Origin of the sequence: Mesobacillus harenae, from assembly GCF_013343715.1 — a bacterium.
GTDB lineage: Bacteria > Bacillota > Bacilli > Bacillales > Cytobacillaceae > Mesobacillus_A > Mesobacillus_A harenae.
This window is the reverse complement of the sequence record NZ_JABUNR010000014.1, coordinates 93,645-119,907: the sequence shown is the minus strand read 5'-3', so window position 1 is coordinate 119,907 and position 26,263 is coordinate 93,645. Positions and strand designations below refer to the sequence as shown.

Here is a 26,263-nt window from a genome sequence, read left to right as displayed (position 1 = left end):
GAACCTCCAAGTTATGTATCTACTTTTACAGTATACCTGTAGTTCTAATTGATCTACAAATGATACACAATCTTACTTACAAGGGGATGTTTCCATGCTTTTTGCCCGGGCGTGTTTCTTTCTTTGTTCTTAGCATTTCCAGAGCCTGTATTAGCTTAATTCTTGTGTCACGCGGGTCAATGACATCATCCACCATGCCCCTGCTTGCCGCGACATAAGGGTTTGCAAACTTTTCTCTGTATTCATTAATCTTTGCTTCACGTGTAGCTTCAGGGTTTTCGCTGTTCTGAATTTCTCGTGCAAATATTATATTAGCTGCTCCCTGTGGGCCCATAACAGCTATTTCAGCATTCGGCCAGGCAAAAACAAGGTCTGCCCCAATCGACTTACTATTTAGAGCTACATAGGCTCCACCGTATGCTTTTCTTAGAATAACAGTAAGCTTAGGAACTGTTGCTTCAGAATAGGCATAAAGAATCTTGGCTCCATGGCGGATAATGCCTCCATGTTCCTGCTTGATCCCAGGGAAAAATCCAGTTACATCTTCAAAGGTGATAATCGGGATATTAAATGAGTCACAAAAACGGATAAATCTAGATGCCTTATCAGAGGAATCAATATCAAGCCCGCCTGCCATAACTTTCGGCTGATTACAGACAAGACCGACTGTCTCTCCCTTAATTCTCGCCAAACCTATAACGATATTTCTCGCAAAATCCTTCTGTACCTCCAAGAAAGAGTCATTATCAACAACCTGTTCAATTACAGTCCGAACATCATACGGCCTAATTGCATCAAAAGGAATTAAATCGGTTAGGTCAGGGCGATAATCATCCTCAGCATCTGCTTCAAGTCTAGGTGGCTTTTCTTCATAATTTTGCGGTAAATAACTTAAAAGATTCCTTACTGCCAGTAAGGTTTCTTCTTCTGTTTCATTTTGAAAATGGGCATTTCCGCTAATTGAATTATGTACCCTTGCTCCTCCAAGATCCTCTGCTGAAATTTTTTCACCAGTAACTGTTTCAATAACCTTGGGACCTGTAATGAACATTTGACTCGTTTTTTCAACCATGAAAACAAAGTCTGTAATGGCTGGAGAGTATACAGCTCCTCCTGCACATGGTCCCATGATAACGGAAATCTGCGGAATGACCCCGGAGAAAATCGCATTTCGATAGAAAATTTGCCCGTATCCATCAAGTGATACGACACCCTCTTGAATTCTTGCACCACCCGAATCATTAAGCCCTATAAATGGAGCTCCGTTTTTAGCAGCAAGGTCCATAACATTGGCGATTTTTTGAGCATGCATTTCTCCCAAAGCGCCTCCAAAGACGGTGAAATCCTGTGAAAACAAATAGATTGGCCGGCCATTCACCTTCCCGTAGCCTGTAACAACTCCATCTCCGGGCCCTTTTTGGTTTTCAAGGCCAAAATCTGTTGAGCGATGTTCAATGAACGGGTTTAGTTCCACAAATGTTCCTTGATCAACTAGCAAGTCAATTCTTTCACGAGCCGTCAATTTCCCTTTTTCATGCTGTTTGTCAATTCTTTCATCTCCCCCGCCAAGTTCTATCTCGCGACGACGGTCATAGAGATCATTAATTTTTTCATAGATGTCAGTCATTTATTTCTTCATCCCTTCTTTTCACAAAGTTCAAATAATACTGAGCCAGTTGACTTCGGATGCATAAATGCGACTAAGGCATTTCCCGCACCCGGTTTCGGTTCATGATTAATCATTTGTATTCCTTTTTCTTTGATTTCATCTATTCTCGCCTGAATAGAGTCGACGCCTAGTGCAACATGATGAATGCCTTCTCCTCTTTTTTCAATAAATTTGAAAATAGGGCTGCTATCATCAGTAGGCTCAAGGAGCTCAAGTTTGGTTTCCCCAGCCTTTAGAAAAGCAACTTTTACTTTTTGGCTTTCAACTTCTTCCATTCCAAGCAGGTGCAGTTTAAGCACTTCCGTATAAAATGGAAGGGCTTGCTCAATGGACTTTACTGCGATACCAATGTGGTCAACCTTTTTTATCATTGTAACCCTCCTTGTATATTAATCGAGTATATCAATCCCTATAATATTCTATTTTAAAAGTCTAAATCCTTCTTAAATCTGGTAGTTGTCCTATTTATCCTTACAATGTAAAATAGTAAATAGATTGAATGTAACGTAGAAGGGGGAATATCCTTTGCGCAGTCAAAAAGTCAGGAAATTTGTTGTTTACTTAATGCTATTTACAATGCTTGCATCAACCCTCCTGTTTGGGCTTTCAACATTTTTGTAGGATTAATCTTGACAAGCCTATAAAGCTTAAAAAATAGGCTCTGTTAAACTTGGCTGTTGATTTACGTTCTAGGCGCTCGCTTTCCGCGGGGCAGTCGGTGCTAAAGCACCCTGAGGGGGTCTCCGCTTTACCGCTCACCCGCAGGACACTGAAAGGCTTCCTCGAGTAAGCCCACTCACGGGAAAATCCTATTTTCGAGGAGTTGATCGCCTTCATTGCAATCAACACTGCTAAAAAAATCAACAATGTTCTTTAACAGAGCCAAAAAAAATAAAAGGACTTGTTCAGGCAATCTGAACAGTCCTTTTTGTTTAAAACAGGTTATCCTTCTCCCCGTATAAAAACCCCTTCATCAATTGCTCCATATTCGCTACCGAGCTGTTCAAAACTTTTTGATGATCTGGTAACGAGAACTTTAGTCCCAACTGGAATGTAATCAAATAAAGAAACGATTGCTTCATTTTGCAGTCTTATACAGCCAAGAGAAACGTACTTCCCAATAGAATTAGGGTCATTTGTTCCGTGCAGGCCATAAGTTCGGCCATCTGTATCTTTTGCATCAAAACCGATCCATCGGGTCCCAAGCGGGTTATTTTCGTCTCCGCCAGGAATATCCCTTTTGCGATAATAAGGGTTTTTAGCCTTGACTGTTACTGTAAATAAGCCCTCAGGAGTCAGTTCTTCGGTTTTCCCTGTTGCGGCGCTTACTACTGTCTGTACTCTATTTTCCCGAATTAGTGCAACCTCATTGGTTTCTTTATTTACAATAACAAATGGATCTCCTGAAATTGGATTTGGGCCCAGAGGCCAAATTGGTGAAATTACCGTTAAGGAAAAGAGCAGTGCCGAGAGGAAGCTTAGCATAGTAACACTCCTTTAACCGTATTCCTATAATCTTGCCCAGCTTAGGACTTAGCTATTCCCACTTTATTCCTAGCCTTTTTTAATCCTTTAAAGGAGCTTTTCAGCACTAAATATCGCTCTATCTCTCTTACAAAGTGCAATAATGCGGCTCTTGCTTCAAATTCCTCCCTCGAATCTGGAAGCGGCATATTTTCAAACTCCGCTCTCATTTTCATTAACTGTTCTAAGTATTTGAGGGCTGTGTTCCCAGGGTGAATGTTGTCAGCCAGCTTATCAACAAAACTCCCCACCATTTGTCCCTGTTCAACGGTCAGTGTAATGGAGGTTACCGTTGGAAGAACATGTTCAATTATCTCAAATTGTTTCTCACGCATTTTGAAATAGTGATAATAAGGATTTTCATGGCGAAGAAAATGGTTTTCTACGTCCTGGAAGGCAATCGTTTGCGCCTCATCAATCAGCTTGGCTGTTTCAGGCAGTTCTTTTCCGCTCCAGGTGCTATCGTATCCCCTCAAGTAACGAGCAATCTCCTGAAAAATGACTTTAAAATTCTCCTCGATACCCAGCTGATAATGCTCGAGCCTTTTATCGACACTTGGCATATAGAGATTCATAAGCAAAGCTACCCCGATCCCGATAGTAATGATCCCCAGCTCATTCAACAAAAGCGGTAAAGTTACCTCTCCTGCCGCATAAATATGTAAGATAATGACACTGCTTGATACGATGCCTCCCCTGGCTTTAGCCAAAACCACTGTTGGAATAAACAGCAGCAGCATTAAACCAATCACTAGCGGGTGATAAGAGATTCCTTCAAAAAAGAACGATGAAAAAGCCATGGCAATCAAGCATGCAACAAAACGGTCCCATGATGCCTGCAATGATCTTTTCTTTGTCACTTGTATACATAAAATCGTGAGAATACCTGCTGATAAGTAATTTTCAAACCCTAGGTATTGCGCAATCATGATCGCCAAGGCGGTTCCTAAAGCTGTTTTAATTGTGCGGTAGCCTATCCGAAACTTCATTATCTAATCTCCCTGCTTAAAAGCGATACTTATTAACTAGTGATTAATTAAATTTTAACAAATTAAAAAAGATGATCATTTTGATCATCTTTCCATTTTAGCAAAAAGTTATACGAGACTAAAACAAATGCCTACAGCATTTTTTCGAGGAATTCCTTTGCACGGCCGCTCTTAGGATTAGTGAAGAACTCAGCTGGCGGCGCATCTTCTACAAGGACTCCTCCATCAAGGAAAAGCACTCTGTCAGCAACTTCCCTAGCAAATCCCATTTCATGAGTAACGATTGCCATTGTCATTCCGGTATGAGCCAAAGACTTCATTACTTCAAGAACTTCCTTAACCATTTCAGGATCAAGGGCAGATGTCGGCTCATCAAAGAGCATCACTTCTGGGTTCATTGCAAGAGCTCGAGCGATTGCAACACGCTGCTTTTGCCCTCCTGATAGTCTAGTTGGATATTCACTTGCTTTATTTGCAAGACCTACCTTTTCAAGAAGCTCCTGCCCCAATTTGTCTGCTTCTTGTTTGGACATGCCTCTAACCTTCATTGGAGCATAAGTTAGGTTTTCCAAAGCTGTCTTGTGGGGGAATAAATGAAAGTGTTGAAAAACCATTCCTACATCTTGACGGATTTTCATTATATTAGTCTTTTTGTCAGTTACCTCTTGATTGTTTATCCATATTTTACCGCTCGTGGGAATCTCAAGCAAGTTAAGGCAACGCAGAAAGGTTGATTTCCCTGAACCTGAAGGACCAATAATAGCCACAACTTCCCCTTCCTCAATGGAGGTTGTGATTCCTTTTAAAACTTCTAATTTACCGAAGCTTTTATGCAAGTCTTCTACGTTAATCACTTCGTCTCATTCTCCTTTCCACTGCCTTACCGATAAGGGTTAGAGTCATGACGAGAACATAGTAAATTAAACCGGCAAATATAAGCGGCTCAAAAAACCGGTATTGATGGCCCCCAACAATGTAGGCTCTCCTCATAATATCTGTGATGGCAATAGTTGAAACTATTGCTGATTCTTTCGTCAAGGTAATAAATTCGTTCATAAGTGCTGGCAAAATATTTTTCATCGCCTGCGGTAAAATAATATCCCACATCATGCGTTTGTACGGGATTCCCAGTGCCATTGCGGCTTCGCGCTGCCCTTTATCTACAGCAAGGATTCCCGCCCTGATGATTTCAGAAATGTACGCTCCAGAATTTAGGGAAAAAGACAAAACAGCAGCTGCAAAAGGTTCAATTTGAAACCCGAAAATTTGCGGCGATCCATAGTAAATCAGCGCAAGCTGAAGGATAAGGGGGGTGCCGCGAAATATTGATGTATAAGCATCTGAAAACCATTTTAACAGCTTGACAGAACTAATTTTAAATAAAGCTATAATAATTCCCAGTGCAAAACCGAGCAGCCCTGCGAGCAGGACGATCTGCAAGGTAATTCCTATTCCCTTCAAAATATACGGCAGGGAGGGAAGGATTGATGTAAAATCCAAATTCATTTCAAGCCCAACCTTTCTATGAAAATCAATAAGGAAAAAAACGTTCAGAAGGTATTACCTCCTGAACGCAGCATAGATGTATTCCTCTGCTTATTCTTCTCCGCCAAACCACTTAAGAATCAATTCATCAACCTTGCCGCTTTCTAGCAATCCATTTAAAACAGTATTGAATTCCTCTGTCAGCTCACTGTCTTTAGGAAAAGCAATTGCCGAACCAGCTTCTTCTTCGTCAGGAAGAGTAAAGCCTCCTAAGTCAGGATTATTATCAAAATATCCTTCTGCTACGATATCTTCAATGATCGCTGCGTCAATACGCCCTGTTTTTAGCTCCTGAACTAGCTCAGAGATACGATTGCGAGTTTCAATTTTGATATCCATTTCTTCCGCAAATTCATTTGCCTTTTCTTCCTGGATAGAAGTCAGCTGAACACCAACTGTCTTCCCCTCCAGATCTTCAACCGTTTCAATACCGCTATCCTTCTTTGAAACAATCATGTGGTTTGCAGTGTAATAGATATCACTAAAATCAACGCTTTCCTTACGTTCAGCTGTTGGGGTCATTCCAGCAAGAACAAAATCAACCTGATCAGCCTGGATGGCAGGGATCAGTCCGTTAAAGTCCATGTCCTTAATTTCAATTTCATAACCTAACTCATCAGCAATGGCGTTGGCCAGGTCGATATCAAAACCGATAATTTCATCACCCTTGGTTGTATCTACGAATTCAAATGGAGGATAATCTGCAGACGTTCCCATTGTAAGTACCTTAGTTTCTGTCGCGTCTCCTGCTTGTTCACCCGTTCCTTCAGAAGAATTTTCACTAGATCCGCAAGCTGCTAGTATTCCGGCAAGCAGAACCCCCGTTAACATAAAAGAAAATAACTTTTTCATTTGTTTTCCTCCTATAATTTTAGAAAATTATTATTTTATTGAATATAAAGTATATTATTAGGTAAATCCAACATTTTTTCAAGTGGAATTTCTACTAATAATTATTCACTAAAATGAATTTTAACACGTTTTTATATTTATGCAATAACATATTTATATAAATACAATAATTTTTTTAAGTTATATAATCCCAACGGTTTTGTTCACAGCTTCGAAGATCTTATCCGTAAAGCAATGCTAGCTTAAAGGACTTGATGAGATTTGAACCGTTCTAAGATTCTTATTATCCATACTAGTGAATGATTATAATAACAAAGATGTTAGGCGTCCGATATGCAACGTAAGGGCTGAAGCCAACATGAAAAGCGGAAATGATCGATGCTTTAGGCATATTAGTCCCTGGCGGTGAGCTTGATCAGAAAACGAAACACGTTTATTTTAATTGTAAAATTTGAATAACAAAAAAATCCCGGTTTCCCGGGATTCTTAGTCAATTATATTTCTTCACAATACTTATCAAAGGCATCTTGAAGTTTTAATACTACCGCCATAGGATCATGGCCCTCAATTTCATGCCGTTCAACCATAGTACAAAGCTTTCCGTCTTTTAATAAAGCAAAGGATGGTGAAGATGGCGGGAAACCTGTAAAATAGCTGCGGGCTTTTTCAGTTGCTTCTTTGTCTTGTCCGGCAAAAACAGTTACAAGGTTATCCGGCCTTTTATCGTAGTGAAGTGCATGAGCCGCTGCTGGACGGGCAATTCCTCCGGCACAGCCGCATACCGAGTTAATCATAACAAGTGTAGTTCCTTCTGATTCCAAGGTCTTCTCTACATCTTCGGCAGTAGTTAGTTGATTATAGCCTGCTGCCTCAATTTCCTGGCGAGCCTGACTAACTACATCGTTCATAAATAAATTAAAATCGACATTCATCGAATCGCTCCTCTGCTGAGTTTAAATCTATCCTACACCCCTATGATACCAAGTTAACGCAGTGTTTTTCAATTAAACAAATTTTTTTCAATAAAAAGTTTAATTTTCTGACGCGTGGGTAAAGTATGAACACAGCTAGATCCATACCCCTAAACTCCCTAGATGATGAGCAGCGGATATCCGCTGCTCCTTTTTTCTGCCTCAAATTAAAGCTCCTTTATGCCAGCTCTACTTGTTTGATTTTAAGAAAACATTAAAGAGCTCATCAACTCCTGATGCAACTGGTCTGGTCCCAGATAAAACTTCATTTTCAATCATGGGGAGCAGCCTTTTAACTTCAGGATTATGAAAAAAACTCATTTGGAGCTGATCTGTTATCATTGAATTGATCCATTCTTTAGACTGCATTCGACGCCGTTCCTTAAAAACACCCGTTTTAGTTGTTTCCTCTTTAAAGTCTGAAAGCAGGCCCCAAATTTTAGGCATTGAATCAAAATTTATTGAAGAACATGTGTAAGCTCGCGTTGCCCATCCTCTAGTTGCCGGCTGTAAAAAATGGAGGATCCGGTTTAACTCATGTCTAGTTTTTTCAGCTGCATCTTTATTTAAGCCATCTGCCTTATTGACGATTACAGCATCAGCCAGTTCCATGATCCCTTTTTTCATGCCTTGAAGCTCATCCCCAGCGCCGGTGAGGACGAGAAGCATAAAGAAATCAACCATATCCCTGACTATTACTTCGCTTTGCCCGACACCGACTGTTTCAACAAGGATCACATCAAACCCGGCTGCCTCACACAAAAGCATAGTTTCCCTTGTTTTACGGTGAACCCCTCCTAACTTACCTCCGGAAGGGGACGGCCGGATAAAAGCTTTAGGGTTGCCAGCGAGCTGTTCCATTCGTGTCTTATCGCCTAAGATACTGCCTCCGCTAATACTTGAGCTTGGATCAACCGCCAAAACTGCAACCCTATGACCGGCTTTACATAGGAAAGTTCCAAACGCTTCTATAAAGGTACTTTTTCCGGCTCCCGGTACTCCCGTAATACCTATTCTAAGAGCCCCCCCGCTTTTTGGCAAAAGAAGCTGAAGGAGCTCTTGAGCTTTTTTAAAGTGGTGCTCAGCATTACTTTCTATTAATGTAATCGCCTTTGCTAAAATGGTTCTGCTGCCAGACTGAACTCCTTCTGCCAGTTCCTCAATAGTTAGCTCTATATTTTTTTTCTTCTTAAAGCGAAGTGCAGGGTTATTATTTTTTTTATTTTGATGATTTTCTATGCCTTTCTTAACGAAACTTGTAAACTGGTCAGAGCTTGCTTCTTCGAACCATTCTGGCCTTTTTTCGTCTGTCATTTACTCAACCACTTCCTCATAACCGAGCTGTTTATAAATAGCTTCTATAACTCGCTGGGCAGCAACGGGTATGACGGTACCAGGCCCAAAGATTGCCGTGGCTCCATTTTCGAGCAAGAAGGAATAATCCTGAGCTGGAATAACTCCGCCAACCACAATCAGAATATCCTCTCTCCTGATTTTTTTCAGTTCTTCTGCAAGCTGTGGAAGAAGCGTTTTATGGCCTGCAGCTAGTGAGCTCATCCCAATTACGTGAACATCATTTTCGGCAGCCTGTATCGCCGTTTCTTCAGGTGTTTGGAATAAAGGGCCAATATCCACGTCAAAGCCTAGATCAGCAAAGGCTGTAGAAATAACTTTTGCTCCTCTGTCATGTCCATCCTGTCCCATCTTCGCAATTAAAATTCGTGGACGCCGGCCCTCATTTTCTGAAAACTCCTCAGCCATGTTTTTAACCCGGCTAATTTCTTCTTCATTAGAGAATGCACTGCTATAAACGCCACTGACAGAACGGATAACCGCTTTGTGCCGGTTTGCAACTTTTTCAATAGCAAAAGAGATCTCTCCGAGAGTCGCCCTTGCACGAGCTGCCTGAACAGCAAGTTCCAGCAGGTTACCATTCCCTGACTCTGCAGCAGCTGTCAATGCTTCTAATGCTGCTTCCGCTTGTTTAGAGTCACGAGTTGATTTTAGCTGTTCAAGCCGTTCAATTTGCTTTTTTCGGACAGCGGAATTATCAATATCTAATATATCAAGTGGTTCCTCTTGGTCCAGCCTATACTGATTTACTCCAATAATCGCCTCTTTACCTGAGTCGATTTGTGCCTGTTTCTTAGCTGCTGCCTCCTCAATCTTCATTTTTGGAAGGCCAGTTTCAATGGCTTTAGCCATGCCGCCAAGATTTTCAATTTCCTCAATATGTTCCCAGGCTCGGTTAACAAGCTCGGTGGTTAGTGATTCCACATAATAGCTGCCCCCCCAAGGATCAATAACATTGGTAATCCCTGTTTCTTCCTGAAGGAAAAGCTGTGTGTTACGTGCAATTCGAGCTGAGAAGTCTGTCGGCAATGCAATCGCCTCGTCCAAAGCATTTGTATGAAGCGACTGCGTATGCCCCATAGCTGCTGCATGAGCCTCAATAAGAGTTCTTGTCACATTGTTATAGGGATCCTGCTCAGTCAGACTCCAGCCGGAGGTTTGGCTATGGGTACGGAGCGCCATGGACTTTGGATTCTCAGGATTGAAGGACTTCATCATCTTTGCCCAAATCAGCCGTGCCGCCCGCATTTTGGCAACTTCCATAAAATAATTCATCCCTATAGCCCAGAAAAAAGACAGCCTCGGTGCAAAGGAGTCAATGTCGATTCCAGCCTTTAGCCCTGTACGGACATATTCCAGTCCATCAGCAAGAGTATAAGCCAATTCGATATCCGCGGGTGCACCAGCCTCTTGCATATGATAACCTGAAATACTGATGCTGTTAAATCTAGGCATATATGTGGACGTATACTCAAAAATATCAGCAATGATTTTCATTGACATGTCAGGGGGATAAATATATGTATTTCGAACCATATACTCTTTTAAAATATCATTTTGAATAGTCCCCGCTAATTTCTCCTGGCTGACACCCTGCTCTTCAGCAGTCACAATGTAGAAAGCCATTATCGGTAAAACAGCCCCATTCATTGTCATGGAAACAGACATCTGATCAAGAGGTATGCCATCAAATAATACCTTCATATCCAAGATTGAATCGATTGCCACACCCGCTTTTCCTACATCACCCATGACGCGAGGGTGATCTGAGTCATAGCCTCGGTGCGTCGCTAAATCAAAAGCTACTGAAAGCCCTTTTTGGCCCATTGCCAGATTACGGCGATAAAAAGCATTACTCTCTTCTGCAGTTGAAAATCCAGCGTATTGCCGAACTGTCCATGGGCGATTAACATACATCGTTGGATAAGGCCCCCGTGTATATGGAGGTAGTCCTGGTTTATCATCTAGATGGTCCATTCCTTTTAGATCACGCCTAGTATACACTGGCTTTAATTTAATGGTTTCATTTGTTTCATATAAGAGACTGTCAATGGAGCGGCCGGCTGCTTCCTGAGCCTTCTGTTCCCATTCTTCCTCTGTTTGATGTTCCCGCTGTTCAAACAGCTCAATTTTACGAAAATCAGGCTTTTCCCTCACGGCTGCTCACCTCCATTTCATCTAATAATGCTGAAAGAACTTCTAAACAATTGCTTTTAACATGAATAAAGTTTCTTACCTGTGTGTTTGCCCATTTACTGCGATCATTTTCCGGTGGCAGTCCGGCGACATAAATTTGAATTTCAGGATGCTTTTTATTTAATTCTCTTACAATCTCAATCCCTTGCTCTTCATATTGTTCATTATCCCCGCAAAGACAAAAGTATTTTGAAGGATTCTCGTCAATAAACGCTAAAGCATCTTTCTTAGTAACAATCGAGGTACTTTTCATGGTCTTTATTCCACCTGCAGACATAAAACCAGTAATGAAATCAGCTCTAGGTTTATGGCGCTTTAGCTCCCCTATACATATAAGACCTATTGATGGCCTTCTTCCATCAACATCTGACAGCCTGCCTGCCTTAACTCGCAAACGTTCATAAGGAGCCGCCAGCCTATCCTGTTGCAGAGCAACGATCTTATCTCCACTCTCAGTTGTTCTAAGCCGATCCTCTAAACTCTGGTTCTTTCCGCAGAGTTGAATTAAAGTCGTTAAGCTGTCACTGCAATAGTGGGATTTTTTTTCACTGCTTGTTGCCTGCTTTATTTCTTCATCCAGGTTTGCATAGACGTTGGTGCCTATAATACTCCGTTTTCTTGTTGAGATATCTTGTTTTCTCTTATCCATAACAGTTTGAATTCGAGATTGAAGCCAGCCTGATTTTAATGCAGCAATAAGTCCGCCCTCTTCCTCAATTTCAAGAAAGAAATCCCAGCCTTTCTGAGCTAGTTCCCTCGTAAGCGTTTCCACATACCAGGAGCCCCCTGCCGGATCAGCGACATGTTTCAGACCTGCCTCCTCTCTTAAGAGAAGCTGTGTGTTTCTTGCAACACGCTCAGAAAAGAAGGTTGGTTCTTCATAGGCTTCGTTAAACGGGGAAGTTTTTAAATACTGAACTCCGCCTAGAACGGCCGCAAATGCTTCGTTACCAGTCCTGAGCATATTTACATACGGGTCATAAACGGTTTTAGTAAAAAAAGACGTCTCTGCCGAAATATGCATTTTCCTTGCTTGTTCCTTACCGTTATAAGATTCTCCAACTTTATCCCAAAGGAGGCGGGCGGCTCTGAGTTTTGCCGTCTCCATAAAGAACTGGGATCCGACAGGAAAATGAAAAATAAAGAGATTTAAAGCTTTATCAACTTCCCAGCCCTGTTCGATCAAATAGTGTAAATATTGTACACCGGAGGCAATAGCGATTCCCAGTTCCTGATCAGCACTTGCGCCCGAGTTGTGGTAAGGTGCGGCATTAATAAGAACAGTCCGAAGTTCAGGAAAGGATCTTACTGCGGTTCTAACTGTTTCTTCCCATTCACCCATAAAGGTTTCCTCATCTGCTGGGAAAAATCCCGATTCTGTAGCTTGTGCAATCGGATCTGCAGCAATAAAGCCTGTTGCAGATCCGTCTATTTCGCTTTCCTTTAGGGCACTAATTAATACGGCCAAAAACGGCTTAAGGTACTCTCCTGCATTAAGACTAAACAAGTGATTTGTGCCAATTGTTTTTATTAGTTCCTTAAGACCGGATATATCAGAAAACAACTCCCCGCCCACCGGGAAACTAACAGCTGTTTGACCCCGTTGAATAGCAGTTTCTAGCTTAGTGTTTAGCTCTTCTATACTGTTAAAAGAGAGAGTCTGGGCTATTTCCCAGCCTTTTCCTGTATGTCCTAAGCTGGATATTCCCCGCCGAAAATCAGGAACTCCAGGAAATTCGGTCAGCTCTTTTGAGTCAACGTCCTCCTTGGTATAAAGCGGTTTCAACTTAATACTTTCATATGTATAAGTCGATAATGTCTCAATTGATTTTCCTTTTAGAGATTCCTCAGCTTTTTCCGCCCATGCTTTTAAAGATTTTTCCTTAAAATCAGCCTGTTTTATTTGCTCAATGCTCATATTTAGCTGCCTTATGGAGCGACAGCTTCCCTCCCTTCCAAGTTTAATTGAAGTAATATTCAAAATTATATATTCCTCTATATTTTAGTACACATACGGTAAACACGCAATTACAGTCCTAGCCGGATCGACTTCAGGATTTGCGGGCAATTTATTTTGCCTCATCTAAACGCCGCTTACTAAATGAAAATCCGCTGCAGGTATCAGCAGCGGATCTTTAACGAGCATAAATAATTGGATTTAAGTTAAAATGCCCTATAACAGCTTTTAATAAATAGAAGTATGCTCCTTAGACGTCGATTCTAAAATTTCCTTCACACGCTGGAGGAATCTGCCACAAACAAGGCCGTCAAGTACGCGGTGGTCAAGAGACAGACAAAGGTTTACCATGTCTCTCACGGCGATCATATTGTTGGCCATAACTACAGGGCGTTTTACAATCGATTCTACCTGTAAAATAGCTGCCTGAGGGTAATTAATAATTCCCATGGATTGGACCGAGCCAAAAGAACCCGTGTTATTGACAGTGAAAGTTCCTCCCTGCATATCTTCAGACCGGAGTTTCCCAGAACGGACCTTCCCAGCAAGCTCTGAAATTTCGCGGGCAATCCCTTTTATTGTTTTCTCGTCCGCTTGCCTGATGACTGGAACATAAAGTGCATCGTCCGTGGCAACAGCGATAGAAATATTAATATCCCTCTTCTGGATAATTTTGTCGTCTGCCCACATCGAATTTACTTCAGGGAATTCTTTAAGCGCCTGTGAAACTGCTTTAACAAAGAAGGCAAAGAAGGTTAAATTAAATCCTTCTTTCTTCTTAAATTCATCCTTAACCCCGTTTCGGTACTCTACTAGGCTAGTAACATCGACCTCAACCATAGTCCAGGCATGTGGCGCCTCTTGTTTGCTCCGCAGCATATTGGCAGCAATTGCTTTACGTATTCCTGTTACAGGTATTTCGATATCCCCAGGTGCAGACGTGACAGCTGCCTTAGAAGCAGATTTAGACTGTGGCTCGGTGACTGGTTGGACCGCAGGCGCAGCAGTCTTTTCAGCGGCTGGTTCAACAGCAGCTGATTGGTTAATTCTACTAGTGTCCTTTGGATTAGGTATATTTCCTGACTCAATTAGCTTGAGCAGATCTTTACGAGTAATTCTACCGCCCGCCCCGCTGCCATTAACCTGTGTTAAGTCAATTCCATGCTCCTGTGATAACTTAAGTACTGCAGGAGAAAACCGCGCTTTATTTATATCATTTTGAGTTTGGGAGGCCGTTTCGTTTTGACTGAGCTTATTACTCCCAGTTATGTCATTTGCGGGTTCGGTATTCCCTTCTTCTGCAGCAACGCCTTCCATCTCAATCGTACAGATCACTTCACCAACTAATAAAGTCTGGCCTTCCTCCGCAATAAGCTCTTTAATAACTCCTGTAAAAGAAGATGGAACTTCTGCGTTCACTTTATCTGTCATAACCTCAGCTAAAGGGTCATATTTATTAACTTTATCTCCAACTGATACAAGCCATTTACTGATGGTTCCTTCAGTCACACTCTCACCAAGCTGGGGCATTTTAATATCTTCTGATGCCAATGGATAAACCTCCTCTTGAACGTCTGTTTAGCATAAAATTAGTATTCAGCCAGTTCTCTCATTGCTTTTTCCACTTTATCAGGATTGACCATAAAGAATTTTTCCATTGTAGGCGCATAAGGCATAGCAGGTACATCAGGACCAGCTAAGCGCCTGATTGGTGCATCTAGCTCAAATAAGCAGTTCTCAGCAATGATGGCGGAAACTTCACTCATTATGCTCCCTTCCTTGTTATCCTCGGTAAGAAGGAGCACTTTGCCCGTCTTTGACGCGGCCTCAATGATTGCCTCCTGATCGAGTGGATAAACCGTTCTCAAGTCGAGTATATGAACCGAGACTCCATCCTTGGCTAATCTCTCCGCTGCTTGTAGCGCAAAGTGGACACATAGGCCGTAGGTAATTACAGTAATATCCTCACCCTCACGTTTAACATCTGCTTTGCCGATTGGCAGAACATAATCATCGTCTGGGACCTCACCTTTAATTAACCGGTAAGCACGTTTATGTTCAAAAAATAAGACAGGGTCCTCATCCCTAATGGCAGCTTTCAATAAACCTTTAACATCATAGGGAGTGGATGGCATCACAATCTTTAAGCCTGGCTGGTTTGCAAAAACAGCCTCAACAGATTGGGAATGATAGAGGGCACCATGTACGCCACCGCCATATGGAGCTCTTATGACAATTGGGCAGCTCCAATCATTGTTTGAACGATAGCGTATTTTTGCAGCCTCAGAGATAATTTGGTTAACAGCTGGCATGATAAAATCAGCAAATTGCATTTCAGCTATCGGCCTCATCCCATACATTGCTGCTCCAATTCCTACACCGGCAATTGCCGATTCAGCCAGCGGAGTGTCGATGACTCTATCTTCACCAAATTTATCGTAGAGCCCATGGGTGGCTTTGAATACGCCGCCTTTCCTACCGACGTCCTCTCCTAGAACAAAAACCTTTGGGTTCTTTTCCATTTCTTCACGGATTGCCATTGTCACCGCATCTATATATGAAATTACTGCCATGATTGATCCCCCTTACTTTTCCGCATAAACATATTTCAACGCACTTTCCGCATCAGCATATGGTGCACTTTCTGCATAGTCAGTGGCTTCGTTAACAAGCTTCATTACTCGTTCGTTTATTTCCTTTGCTTTGGCCTCATCAAGAATATTGGCTTCTTTCAAATAAGCTCCAAACGTAATAATCGGATCCTTCGCTTTCGCAGCAGCTACTTCGTCCGCTTCACGGTAGGTTCGGTCATCATCATCGGAGGAGTGGGGTGTTAAACGATAGGATATTGTTTCTATAAGGGTAGGGCCTTCTCCGCGCCTTGCCCGCTCGGCGGCTTCTTTTACAGCCTTGTAGACCTCCAGCGGATCGTTTCCGTCGATGGTATACCCAGGCATTCCGTAACCAATAGCCCGGTCTGATACATTTTCACAAGCCAGCTGCTTTTCAATCGGGACAGAAATGGCATACTTATTATTTTCACACATGAATATAACTGGCAGTTTATGAACGCCCGCAAAGTTAGCACCTTCATGGAAATCCCCCTGATTGGATGACCCTTCACCAAACGTTACAAATGTTACCAGATCTTTGCCTTCCATACGGCCTGCTAATGCGATCCCAACTGCATGAGGAACCTGTGTGGTAACAGGTGAAGATCCTGTTACAATTCGGTTCCGTTTCTGACCAAAGTGCCCAGGCATTTGCCTTCCTCCGGAATTAGGGTCTTCAGCTTTTGCAAAACCTGACAACATTAATTCCTTAGTCGTCATTCCAAATGTCAGGACAACCCCCATATCACGATAATAAGGCAATACGTAATCCTTTTCGCGATCAAGTCCAAAGGCTGCTCCAACCTGTGCAGCCTCCTGCCCCTGACATGATATTACAAACGGGATTTTCCCAGCTCTATTTAACAGCCACATCCGCTCATCAATACGGCGGGCTAACAGCATTGTTTCATACATATCTAAAACCTGGATATCACTTAATCCAAGTGCCTGATGACGATTTTCAGCCATACATTATACCTCCCAGTGTTCGCTTTTTCAAAAAAATTAAGAGTGGATTGCGTTTCCGTCAACAGCAAGAGCTGCCTCACCCATTGCCTCCGATAATGATGGATGTGGATGAATAGTATTCGCAACTTCCCACGGGGTTGCATCTAGCACCATAGCGAGCCCTGCTTCTGAGATCATATCTGTCACATGGGGACCGATCATATGGACACCTAAAATATCATTTGTATCTTTATCTGCTACAATCTTCACAAATCCGTCTGTTTCCCCAAACACTAAAGCTTTCCCAATTGCTTTAAAAGAAAATTTTCCGATTTTAACATTGAATCCTTTGCCTTTTGCTTCATCTTCTGTCAGACCTACACTGGCAGCTTCTGGTGAACTGTAAATACATTTAGAAATTCGGTTATAATCAAGTGGTTCCGGTTTGCTGCCTGCAATATGCTCAACGGCAATTTTGCCTTCATGGGAGGCAACATGGGCTAGCTGGAGGCCGCCAATTACATCGCCAATAGCATAAATATGAGACTCTTTGGTCTGAAAGTACTCATTAACTGCAATATACCCCTTTGTTACTTCAAGGTCGGTGTTTTCCAGACCCATCCCCTCCACGTTAGCCTGACGACCAACAGATAAAAGCAGCTTTTCAGCATGAAACTCTTTTTGTTCACCATTAACTTCTGCACTGATGGTTACACCGTCGCCTTTTTGAAGAGTTTCAGGAAGAACCTTGGCGCTGGTGATTACTTTAACACGCTTTTTTTTCATCAGCCTTTGCATCTCTTTAGAGATTTCCTTGTCTTCTGTTGGAATAATACGATCTGCGTACTCAATGACTGTAACTTCTGTACCGAAATCTGAAAGCATTGAAGCCCATTCAATCCCAATTACTCCACCGCCAACAATTATCATTGACTTCGGAAGAGCTTCCAAAGCAAGTGCCTCGTCGGAGGTCAGAATGTAATGACCATCAACTTCCATTCCAGGAAGGGAACGGGGACGGGAGCCGCTTGCGATGATTACATTCTTAGGTATGAGCATTTCATTTTCCTCGCCATTATTCATTTCAACCGATACAGTCCCGGCCATCGGAGAAAAAATCGAGGGACCCAGAATTCTTCCAGTGCCTTCAAACACATCGATTTTCCCCTGCTTCATTAAGTGGAGAACTCCCTTATGAAGCTGGTCAACGATTTTTTGCTTTCTTTCCTGGACCTTTAGAAAATTAAGCTTGACCTCCGAGGTAATAACTCCGTACTCCTCACTTTTTTTAGCCGTGGCGAAAACTTCCGCACTGCGCAGGAGCGCCTTGCTCGGTATACACCCTTTATGTAAACAAGTACCACCCATTTTTCCTTTTTCGACTACAGCTGTCTTTAGTCCGAGCTGGGCAGCACGGATTGCCGCCACATAACCGCCTGTGCCTCCTCCAATAATTACCAAGTCATATTCTTCTGCCATCTAAGATTCCCTCCTTTAATACCCTTAACTGCCATTTACCGGATAGGTTTTTGCCTCTTCTTCACCCCCAAGCACACGCAGCGCGCCTTCAGCTAGAGCTTGAAGTTCATTTTCACCAGGATGGACAATGATATCTGCAATCCAGCTAACTCGTTCAGATATATCATTTACAAATCCCTTGCCGTAGGCTAAACCGCCCGTAAGAACAATAGCGTCAATCTTCCCGGAAAGCACTGCACTTGCTGATCCTATTTCTTTAGCTACCTGATAAGCCATCGCTGAGTAAATCAATTTAGCCTGGTCATTCCCTTTTTCAATCATCTTTTCCACTCTAAGTGCGTCATTAGTACCCAAATACCCTACGAGCCCCCCTTGGCCGACTAGCTTCTTCATGATTTCATCACGGAAATAATCACCAGAAAAACATAGGGATACTAAATCGCCTGCCGGAACAGTTCCAGCTCTTTCGGGACTAAAAGGCCCATCTCCATGCAAGCCATTGTTAACATCAACTACCCTGCCCTGTTTATGGGCGCCAACAGTGATCCCTCCGCCTAAATGTGTAACAATTAAATTTAGATCTTCATATCTTCTCCCTAACTCCTTGGCTACTCGGCGGGCTACAGCTTTTTGATTTAACGCATGGAATATACTCTTTCTTTCGATAAGTGAGAATCCGGAAATGCGGGCGATCGGGGAAAGCTCATCAACCACTACAGGGTCAACAATATACGATGGGATATTTAAACCAGAGGCAATTTCAAAAGCAAGAATCCCCCCCAGATTAGAAGCGTGCTGCCCTGAATAACCAATCCTCAAATCAGCAAGCATCTCCTCATTTACAGCATAAGTTCCACCCTCTATAGGCTGAAGCAGGCCGCCCCGACCGCAAACTGCACTTAACTTTGATATATTTATCCCCTCATTATCAAGGGTTTCCAGGATCGTGTTTTTTCGAAATTCATATTGGTCAATTATGTTTTCATAGGTACTGATCACTTCTGCCTCATGGCGAATTGTTTTTTCCACCACAGAAATGCCATTATCGAAAACCCCTATTTTGGTGGATGTTGATCCCGGATTTATGACCAGAATCCGATACTCTGTCTGCTGCAACGTCTAAACCTCCAGTTTCATTAGAACGATTCCTAAAGTTGAACCGTTATTAACCCCAGCTTATGCCTTTATTAAAAGCAGAGGCGCCGAATGGACCATTCAGCGCTTAGAATCTGTCTCCCTTAACGGCGGCTTAGTATATGATGGCCATTTTGCAAAAACTGGCTGCGGGAGTTTCTCATTCTTTCAATCCGTTCTTCAGCCATTCGATCAGCCGCTTTATATGTTGGAATGCCGTCACGCTTGGCAATCTCGATTACTTTTTCAATATTGCTGTAAATTAGTTCTACTTTTTTCAGGGCCCGCTCGCGATTATAACCGTACAATTCATCAGAAACGTTAATGACCCCTCCTGCATTTATTACGTAATCCGGTGCGTAGACAATACCAAGTTCATGGATTATATCTCCGTGACGGACATCTCTAAGCTGATTATTTGCCGCCCCCGCGATTACCTTTGCTTTAAGCTGCGGAATCGTTATATCATTAATGACTGCTCCAAGTGCGCATGGGGCATAAATATCACAATCTACTCCATAGATTTCATCTGGTTCAACAGCTGTTGCACCAAATTCCTCAACAGCCCTCTGAACAGCCTCTTTGTTAATATCAGTTACGATTAACTGTGCACCTTCATCATGAAGATGACGGCATAGTGTAAATGCAACATTTCCCACTCCCTGTACAGCGATTACTTTCCCTTCGAGAGAATCAGTCCCAAACGCTTCTTTTGCTGCTGCTTTCATACCTCGGTAAACACCGTAAGCCGTAACTGGGGATGGGTTCCCTGAAGAACCAAATGCAGGCGAAATACCTGTAACATAATCCGTTTCTTCATGGATTAAATCCATGTCTGCAACAGTTGTTCCAACATCTTCCGCTGTAATGTAACGGCCGTTCAACCCTTGGATGTACCGGCCAAAAGCCCGGAACATTTCTTCGTTCTTATCTTTTCGAGGGTCTCCAATAATAACCGTTTTCCCTCCGCCAAGATTTAGGCCTGCTGCTGCATTTTTATATGTCATACCCTTTGCGAGCCGAAGGGCATCTTCAACAGCTGCCTCTTCAGATTCATAAGTCCACATCCTCGTTCCGCCAAGAGCGGGTCCCAGTGTCGTGTCGTGAATAGCAATGATTGCTTTTAGACCAGATTGTTTATCTTGGCAGAAAACAACCTGCTCGTAATCATATTGTTCAAGATACTTAAAAATTTCCACTTCTTTTCCTCCCCAAATGAATAAACTTGTTTTATCTAGTTACAGAGCATAATGCAAGAGCAAGTGAATAAAGCTTGCTTTCTGCAGTATCAGCTCTGGATGTTAACACGATTGGAGCTCTTGCCCCGGCAATCACAGCCCCCACTTTTGCATGAGCAAAATAGATTAACGATTTATATAAAGTGTTTCCTACTTCAATGGAAGGTACTAAAAGAATATCAGCCTGCCCTGCAACGTCGCTCACAATCCCCTTATGTTCCGCAGCAAGTGACGAAACTGCATTGTCCAATCCAAGCGGGCCATCTATAATACAATTTTTTATTTGTCCGCGCCTGTTCATTTGAGTGAGCAGTGCTGCATCCGTTGTTGCTTGCATTGATGGGTTAACAATCTCTACGGCAGCAATGGGAGCAACCTTTGGAACACTAATGCCAATCGACCTTGCAATTCCAACAGAGTTTTCAGCAATTTGTACTTTTGTCTCAAGATCAGGAGCAATATTCATGGCGGCATCCGTTATAATAGTAAAACGGTCGAAACCTTCGACTTCGAAAACAGCGACATGAGAAAGTACCCTCCCTGTTCTCAATCCGTAATCCTTGTTAAGGACCGCTTTTAGCAGAAGAGCTGTCGTAACATTGCCTTTCATTAAAACATCTGCTTCCTTTTGATTTACTGCCTTAACTGCTTTTTCTGCAGCTGATTCCAGGCTTGTGGTCGGTAAAATGATCAAGCTTGGATTTGAAGCATATTCTGGATAAAGCCTCGCTAAAATCCTCATTATCTTCTCACTGTCACCAAACAGAAGAAAATCCGCTAAGTTTCTTTTAACAGCTAACACAACTGCTTCTAGAACTTCTTCGTCCTCAGCAGCAGCAACAGCTACAATCTTTTTTTCAAGTTGGGTTGCCCTTGTTAGAAGGGAATCCAGTTTCACTTCTCCATCAACCCTTTCTATAACGAACGCTGGTGTCCCTGCCATAGGCTGCTTTATAACGCAAATTGCGTAAAAAAGAATGAGCACGAGCTAGTTTCCTCGATTTTGAATTCATTACTTATAAAATCTTCATTCGATGTAACAATATGCAAGAAGCATGCCAAAACAGTAAACTGTGTAATCGCTTTATTAATGCACGAAAAACCATGCAACATTTTGCACATTGCGCAACTTATTGCATGCTATTCTTTGCAAGACCGAACTTTTCGAGTTTATAATACAAACTGCGGACAGAAATTCCTAAAGTCTTGGCTGTTAAAGTTTTATTATCTTTGTGTTGGCTTAATGCTTGGATTAGGATCGCTTTTTCATGTTTGTCCATTAAAACGGCCAGAGATTCCTGATGCGGGGGCATTTGTTCAAACTTCATTTCTGTATCTTTATGATGAATGCTTTTAAGTTCCGGAAGATGTGAGTCAGTTATGATAGTCTCATTGTAGCCCATAAATATAATGGCCCTTCCCAGAATATTTTCTAATTCCCGTACATTTCCCGGCCAATCATAATCCATCAGTCTTTGCAGCCCCGAATCTGAAACTCCATCTACATTTCTCCCGTAATCCTGATTAATTTTCATAATAAGTCTTTCCGAAATCAGCGGGATATCCTTCTTGCGTCTCCTAAGAGGAGGAATGTGAATAGGCATTCTGCTGAGCCGATAATATAAATCTTCACGAAAAGTGCCATTAGCTATACCTTTTTCAAGGTTTACATTGGTAGCTGCAATAACTCGGACGTTGATTGAAACTGGCTTCGTTCCTCCCACTCGGACAATCTCTTGTTCTTGCAGAACTCTTAGAAGCTTGGCTTGAGTATTAGCTGGCAATTCACCTATTTCATCGAGAAAGATACTCCCATTATTAGCTTCTTCAAAAAATCCTCTTTTGCCGCCCCTTTTTGCTCCTGAAAAAGCTCCCTCTTCATAACCAAAAAGCTCACTCTCCAATAGCGTTTCCGAAATGGCCGCACAATTAACCCGTATAAATTTATTGTACTTCCTGTCGCTGGCATTATGAATCGCATGGGCGAATAGTTCTTTGCCTGTTCCTGACTCGCCCCTCAGCAGGACTGTAGCAGGGGTCTTAGCTCCTAGCTTCGCCTGTTCCACTGCAATTGTCATTTCTTCCGAGTCCCCCAGGATATCCTGAAAGGAGTACTTTGCTTCTAGCGTCCTAATGATTTGGCGAGCGCGGCTGAGCTCCCTATTTAAACTTTTAATTTCTGACATGTCATGAATAACCCCAACACTGCCCTTTAGCTTTCCATCCACAATTACAGGTGCAACGTTTACCACAACTTCGCGTTTATTCGGTCCTACTCGCATAGCTGTTCCTCTTATCGGCCTCCGGTTCTGAAGTACCTTCATGTGCATGCTTTCCCCTTCGGAAATATCAGCTGTTGCAGGCTTGCCAATTATTTGATCTTCACTTAGACCCGTGATTCTTGAATAGGCTGGGTTAATTAAAATTCCTCTTCCATTTTCATCAACAACAGAAATTGCTTCTTCACTTGAATTGATAATTGCTTGAAGCATGGTTTGTATTTCCTTCAAATTGGTGAGTTCTTTTGCAAGGTTAACAACTTCAGTTATATCCTTAAATACCGAAAAAGCCCCTATCACTTGATTCGTCTCATCGATAATAGGGATTCTGGTGGTAATAATCTTGGAGCCATTTGCAAGGACCAGTTCCTGGTTTGCTTCAATTCTCCTTGAAGTAAGGATACGAGGCAGCTGGCTGGAAGGGATGCTCTGTAAAATATGGCGGCCAATTGCTTCAACCTGGCTAATACCAATAATTTTTTCAGCACTTCGGTTAAATAAGGTGACAATTCCTTGAGGATCAATAACAACCATTCCATCATCAGTCGAATTAAAAATCAGATCATGTTTATAAGTAGTATTTTGCAGCCTAGAAATTAAGTCTTCCTTTTCTTCTAAAAGCTTTGCAATCATAAAGGCCACACTGCCCGGAATTAAAACGGTGTTTTTTCCACGGGAATCTCTTAGATCCCGAAAAACGTTTTCCTTACCTGTCACTTCGATAATAATGTCTATATCATGGGCTAAGAATGGCCGCCAGTCATTCCCCGTCTGTATACCCTCGGCAGTTGCTAATTTCAACCCTGGTGCATCCGGTTTCAGATCCACAACACCTATTACTTTTAAGACAGCCGTTTCTGTTAATATTTTTAAAACGGCTGTACCGCCTTTTCCAGCACCAACAATCAATACATTTTGCATTCTTAACACCCTTTGCTCTTTCGTGAAATTTTTTGCGTATTTTTAATCTTAAGTATGCAATTTATTTCACTATTATTTTAAAGTCTTTTTTACAGCTTGACAAATATCTCTAATGTCTTATCATTTTATTATTGGCTCATTTCTTAGAGAGGACTTAGATATGTCTAGAATAATTGCCTTAATCATCTTATTGATTCCCGGCTTTTTAGCCGCATATGGGATTAAACTAATGCGAGATATGGTTTTTGGTATTCAACAAATTCCATTTGGTAATTTAGCACTTCAATTTGTCATCGGTTTGCTCTTATTCATTATTGGCCTCGGCTTTATTGCCGGTTTTGTTTTACATCGCGACCGTAAAAAAAACAAAGTTCAAGCCCGCTTCAAAACTGATAACCAACCAAACAATAAAAGACCATGATCTGAGGATCATGGTCTTTTATTGTTGTTTGCGCTACTAATCGTTTCTTTTCGAATTTTGAATGCTTTCACAGGGTCATCCGTGATAAGTGCTGTACAGCCTTCACCAAAAAGTCTTCTCATATCAGACTCTTTATTTACAGTATAAGGCCTGATCGAGATATTATTTTCCAAAGACGCCTTAATAATCTCATTTGGAGCTGCGGCATAGTGGGGGTGAAAGCCTTTGGCCTGAATAGATTCAGCATAAACCCATGGCATGTATAATCCCTCAGCCAAAAGAGGAGCAATCTCTATATCAGGAGCCAAACGAAAGCAGTATACAATGCTGTAATGATTAAAAGAGGATATAATAATACGGTCAATCAATTTAAACTCCCTTACCATTTTAATGACTTTTTCTTCTAACTCACCTGGAGCAGCAGATCCGCTTTTTATTTCAATGTTACAGATAAGGTTATTTTCTGCCAGCCAGCCAAGTACGTCTCGCAAGGAAGGAATCGGCTCCATCTCTATAGATTCATTTTTATAGGCGGCATTTAGCTTTTTTAGTTCTTTGTATTCGAAATTTTTTACATACCCCTTTCCATCCGTCGTTCTATCGACTTTAGCATCATGGATGACGACGACCTCACCGTCTTTTGTCAGCTGAACATCTAGTTCAATACCATCTGCACTAGCTTTTTCTGCCTCCCTAAATGCTTTCATGGTGTTTTCAGGAAAGGCGGCGGCATAGCCGCGGTGAGCAAAAATAAGCGTCACTCTGATACTCCCTTTCATAATAAAGTAATCACTATTTTTGAGATTATTTTAACATATGTTTCCTTATTGGGTACCATTCACGTTAAAAAGCCCAATAAACCAATGATTTACTGGACTCTAGATAAAGTATAAGTTCAAAAAGTTTATTAAATTATTGCTTTCAAGAAGCTTTATGCTCTAATCGAAGCTTGTCAGCCACCATTGCAATAAATTCGGAGTTAGTGGGCTTTGCTTTTGTCATGCTGACTGTATAGCCAAATAACGAGGATATTGAATCAATATTGCCACGGCTCCAGGCCACTTCTATTGCATGACGGATAGCACGTTCAACCCTGCTGGCAGTTGTGTTAAACTTTTTGGCAATGTCAGGATATAAAACCTTAGTAATAGAGCCAAGCAGCTCGATATCGTTGTAAACCATCGAAATTGCTTCTCTTAAGTATTGATAACCCTTAATATGGGCTGGCACACCAATTTCATGAATAATGCTAGTAATGTTCGCATCAAGGTTTCTCGGCTTCTGTTCTGCTGATCGATACGAGGAGGAGGACTTTCTAGCAACAACCTTGCCTTTACCACTTACTTGGCGGATATGGCCTCCAAGGTTATCCATATCAAATGGTTTAAGAATAAAATAGGAAGCCCCTAGTTCTACAGCCTTTTTTGTTACGTCTTCCTGACCAAATGCTGTGAGCATAATGACGTTTGGAATCATCCCTTGCTTCATATCACGCAGCTTTTCTAAAACGGCTAACCCATCCAAATGAGGCATGATTATATCTAAAAGCAGAACATCAGGATCTGCATCTTCTAACATTTCAAGGCAGTCTTGTCCGTTGTGTGCCACCCCTGTAATTTCCATATCATCCTGAGAAGAGATATACTCCTCCAGCAACCCTACCAATTCTCTGTTGTCATCCACTACACAAACCTTTATTTTATTCACTGAATAGTTCCTCCTCGAATCCTGTTATCTTCAATTATTTTCTATTCTCAATAATTCTATTGTAAATTACTAATTCGACAATGCAACCCAAATTCCTTTTATTTTTTAATTTTTCTTAAAAAAGACGCTTTTTCTTCTAATTGCTTTGTATTTCTCTCGCTTTCGACTATTTTCGCAATTTGACAAGGAATAGCATTAGATTTTGTCGAATATTCTTTAAAATAGGCTCTCTTTTTAGCTTGATTGATGCTAATCGTAAACATGGCTCGCTTTCCGCTGGACACTCTTCAGCTTTCGGAAAAGAAACAGCTTCCCGCTTTATAGTGAGACGGTGATACCCCCAAGGCAGGGACGAACGGGAGGCACAGCTCGAGCCGAATAACAAATTGTATTTATTAGAGTGACAGTGATGTCGCAGTTCGACAATGGCGAAAGAATAAAAGCCGTTGATTTCAGTATATGAAATCA

Annotated in this window: 23 protein-coding genes; 2 read left to right on the top strand and 21 right to left on the bottom strand. The window is 41.9% G+C overall.

The window, feature by feature from the left end:
* Nucleotides 1-76: 76 nt before the first annotated feature.
* The gene (locus HRJ06_RS17275; RefSeq protein WP_174734211.1) at nt 77-1,627 is read right to left on the bottom strand and encodes an acyl-CoA carboxylase subunit beta; all 1,551 of its coding nucleotides are present in this window, start codon (nt 1,625-1,627) and stop codon (nt 77-79) included.
* Between the two features lie 8 nt (nt 1,628-1,635).
* Nucleotides 1,636-2,040: a methylmalonyl-CoA epimerase gene (gene mce / locus HRJ06_RS17270; RefSeq protein WP_174734210.1), complete on the bottom strand. Its 405-nt coding sequence runs from the start codon at nt 2,038-2,040 to the stop codon at nt 1,636-1,638.
* Nucleotides 2,041-2,194: 154 nt separating this feature from the next.
* Here mce and prli42 point away from each other — a divergent pair, with 154 nt between their 5' ends.
* Nucleotides 2,195-2,290 (top strand): stressosome-associated protein Prli42, encoded by a 96-nt coding sequence (gene prli42 / locus HRJ06_RS23520; protein ID WP_174734209.1) that lies wholly within the window; start codon nt 2,195-2,197, stop codon nt 2,288-2,290.
* A gap of 321 nt (nt 2,291-2,611) precedes the next feature.
* Here prli42 and HRJ06_RS17260 read toward each other — a convergent pair whose 3' ends face one another.
* The 17 genes from HRJ06_RS17260 to HRJ06_RS17180 all read right to left on the bottom strand — a co-directional run bounded on the left by HRJ06_RS17260 (nt 2,612) and on the right by HRJ06_RS17180 (nt 23,667).
* Nucleotides 2,612-3,154 carry a L,D-transpeptidase gene (locus HRJ06_RS17260; RefSeq protein ID WP_174734208.1) on the bottom strand — a complete coding sequence of 181 codons (543 nt, stop codon included), beginning with the start codon at nt 3,152-3,154 and terminating at the stop codon, nt 2,612-2,614.
* Between the two features lie 41 nt (nt 3,155-3,195).
* Complete coding sequence (locus HRJ06_RS17255) at nt 3,196-4,182, bottom strand: aromatic acid exporter family protein (RefSeq protein ID WP_174734207.1); 987 nt, start codon at nt 4,180-4,182, stop codon at nt 3,196-3,198.
* Between the two features lie 131 nt (nt 4,183-4,313).
* Nucleotides 4,314-5,036: an ATP-binding cassette domain-containing protein gene (locus HRJ06_RS17250; protein WP_174734206.1), complete on the bottom strand. Its 723-nt coding sequence runs from the start codon at nt 5,034-5,036 to the stop codon at nt 4,314-4,316.
* Complete coding sequence (locus tag HRJ06_RS17245; RefSeq protein ID WP_174734205.1) at nt 5,029-5,688, bottom strand: amino acid ABC transporter permease; 660 nt, start codon at nt 5,686-5,688, stop codon at nt 5,029-5,031. The genes HRJ06_RS17250 and HRJ06_RS17245 overlap by 8 nt, the downstream gene beginning before the upstream one ends.
* A gap of 90 nt (nt 5,689-5,778) precedes the next feature.
* Complete coding sequence (locus tag HRJ06_RS17240) at nt 5,779-6,579, bottom strand: transporter substrate-binding domain-containing protein (RefSeq protein WP_174734204.1); 801 nt, start codon at nt 6,577-6,579, stop codon at nt 5,779-5,781.
* Nucleotides 6,580-7,073: 494 nt separating this feature from the next.
* On the bottom strand, nt 7,074-7,511 hold the full coding sequence (locus HRJ06_RS17235; RefSeq protein ID WP_174734203.1) for a BrxA/BrxB family bacilliredoxin: 438 nt from the start codon (nt 7,509-7,511) through the stop codon (nt 7,074-7,076).
* 228 nt (nt 7,512-7,739) lie between these two features.
* Complete coding sequence (meaB, locus tag HRJ06_RS17230) at nt 7,740-8,864, bottom strand: methylmalonyl Co-A mutase-associated GTPase MeaB (RefSeq protein ID WP_174734202.1); 1,125 nt, start codon at nt 8,862-8,864, stop codon at nt 7,740-7,742.
* Nucleotides 8,865-11,060 carry a methylmalonyl-CoA mutase gene (gene scpA / locus HRJ06_RS17225; protein WP_174734201.1) on the bottom strand — a complete coding sequence of 732 codons (2,196 nt, stop codon included), beginning with the start codon at nt 11,058-11,060 and terminating at the stop codon, nt 8,865-8,867.
* Nucleotides 11,044-13,017 (bottom strand): methylmalonyl-CoA mutase family protein, encoded by a 1,974-nt coding sequence (locus HRJ06_RS17220; protein WP_174734200.1) that lies wholly within the window; start codon nt 13,015-13,017, stop codon nt 11,044-11,046. The genes scpA and HRJ06_RS17220 overlap by 17 nt, the downstream gene beginning before the upstream one ends.
* Nucleotides 13,018-13,284: 267 nt before the next feature.
* Nucleotides 13,285-14,607: a dihydrolipoamide acetyltransferase family protein gene (locus HRJ06_RS17215; protein ID WP_174734199.1), complete on the bottom strand. Its 1,323-nt coding sequence runs from the start codon at nt 14,605-14,607 to the stop codon at nt 13,285-13,287.
* Between the two features lie 38 nt (nt 14,608-14,645).
* A complete protein-coding gene (locus tag HRJ06_RS17210; RefSeq protein ID WP_174734198.1) occupies nt 14,646-15,629 on the bottom strand; it encodes an alpha-ketoacid dehydrogenase subunit beta in 984 nt (327 codons plus the stop codon).
* Nucleotides 15,630-15,641: 12 nt separating this feature from the next.
* Nucleotides 15,642-16,637 carry a thiamine pyrophosphate-dependent dehydrogenase E1 component subunit alpha gene (locus HRJ06_RS17205; RefSeq protein ID WP_174734197.1) on the bottom strand — a complete coding sequence of 332 codons (996 nt, stop codon included), beginning with the start codon at nt 16,635-16,637 and terminating at the stop codon, nt 15,642-15,644.
* Nucleotides 16,638-16,673: 36 nt separating this feature from the next.
* A complete protein-coding gene (lpdA, locus tag HRJ06_RS17200; protein ID WP_174734196.1) occupies nt 16,674-18,095 on the bottom strand; it encodes a dihydrolipoyl dehydrogenase in 1,422 nt (473 codons plus the stop codon).
* Nucleotides 18,096-18,119: 24 nt separating this feature from the next.
* Nucleotides 18,120-19,211: a butyrate kinase gene (buk, locus tag HRJ06_RS17195; RefSeq protein ID WP_174734195.1), complete on the bottom strand. Its 1,092-nt coding sequence runs from the start codon at nt 19,209-19,211 to the stop codon at nt 18,120-18,122.
* A gap of 122 nt (nt 19,212-19,333) precedes the next feature.
* On the bottom strand, nt 19,334-20,428 hold the full coding sequence (bcd, locus tag HRJ06_RS17190) for a branched-chain amino acid dehydrogenase (protein WP_174734194.1): 1,095 nt from the start codon (nt 20,426-20,428) through the stop codon (nt 19,334-19,336).
* Between the two features lie 31 nt (nt 20,429-20,459).
* Entirely contained in the window at nt 20,460-21,365 is a 906-nt protein-coding gene (gene yqiS / locus HRJ06_RS17185; protein WP_174734243.1) for a phosphate butyryltransferase, read from the bottom strand.
* 232 nt (nt 21,366-21,597) lie between these two features.
* The gene (locus HRJ06_RS17180) at nt 21,598-23,667 is read right to left on the bottom strand and encodes a sigma-54 interaction domain-containing protein (protein WP_174734193.1); all 2,070 of its coding nucleotides are present in this window, start codon (nt 23,665-23,667) and stop codon (nt 21,598-21,600) included.
* A gap of 160 nt (nt 23,668-23,827) precedes the next feature.
* Here HRJ06_RS17180 and HRJ06_RS17175 point away from each other — a divergent pair, with 160 nt between their 5' ends.
* On the top strand, nt 23,828-24,088 hold the full coding sequence (locus HRJ06_RS17175) for a DUF2627 domain-containing protein (RefSeq protein WP_174734192.1): 261 nt from the start codon (nt 23,828-23,830) through the stop codon (nt 24,086-24,088).
* Nucleotides 24,089-24,096: 8 nt separating this feature from the next.
* Here the strand turns inward: HRJ06_RS17175 and HRJ06_RS17170 are convergent, their stop codons facing one another.
* Entirely contained in the window at nt 24,097-24,849 is a 753-nt protein-coding gene (locus tag HRJ06_RS17170; RefSeq protein WP_174734191.1) for a glycerophosphodiester phosphodiesterase, read from the bottom strand.
* Nucleotides 24,850-25,009: 160 nt separating this feature from the next.
* A complete protein-coding gene (spo0A, locus tag HRJ06_RS17165) occupies nt 25,010-25,795 on the bottom strand; it encodes a sporulation transcription factor Spo0A (RefSeq protein ID WP_174734190.1) in 786 nt (261 codons plus the stop codon).
* Between the last annotated feature and the right edge of the window lie 468 nt (nt 25,796-26,263).